Below are 739 nucleotides of genomic sequence, written 5' to 3' on the forward strand. Positions count from 1 at the left end.
TTGCCGTGACGCCATTCGGCCTTGGCCACCACCCGCCTGCGGCGCGTCCAGCTGTCCTTTGTGATCCAGTCAAAGGAGGCGAAACCGCGCGCAGCCCTGCCTGTCGTGGCGGCTTCGTCACGAACCTCAGCGGACAAAGAGGCAATCCGGTCATACAGGCGGGTGTTGCCTGCAAGACCGAACAGGAAGTCAACGTGGTTGTCTTCGCACCATGTCATCAGAGTGTCCCGGGCGAAACCGCTGTCCCCACGCACCAGGATACGCACCCGGGGCCAACGGCTCCTGATCTGCTCCACGATCCGGCGGATGTCTGCCAGTGCTTCCTTCCCCGGGTCCCTGTCTGCCGTGCGCAGGGTAGCGCTGAGGAGATGGTCCCCGCAGAAGACATACAGGGGAAGATAGCAGTTATGGCCGTAATATCCATGAAAGGCGCGGCCTTCCTGATGGCCATGGATACGGTCATCGGTGGCATCCACATCCAGAACGATCCGGGCGGGTGCGTGCTCATGCTGGTCAAGGAAGAGCGTGACGAACAGGGTAGCCAGGGCCTCATGATCAGCAATGATGCGGCAGTAACGATCTGCCTGCTGCCCACTGCGCTCCAACCGGTTCAGTGTAGATTTGCCAGCCAATGCTGCGCAGTTTGCCCGGCCTCCTGACAGACGGCCCGAGGCCAGACCAAAGATCAGGTCATGCCGCAGGGCATCGTGATCATTGAGATCTTCATAGCCCAGTGCCA

The 739-nt window shown here is 60.9% G+C and carries 1 pseudogene; it reads right to left on the reverse strand.

The features are described from left to right. Positions 1 to 739: pseudogene (locus tag AD944_RS00120) on the reverse strand (IS1380-like element IS1380A family transposase); the annotation flags it as partial.

It is taken from the genome of Acetobacter tropicalis (genome assembly GCF_001580915.1).
In the GTDB taxonomy this organism is placed as follows: Bacteria; Pseudomonadota; Alphaproteobacteria; order Acetobacterales; family Acetobacteraceae; genus Acetobacter; species Acetobacter tropicalis.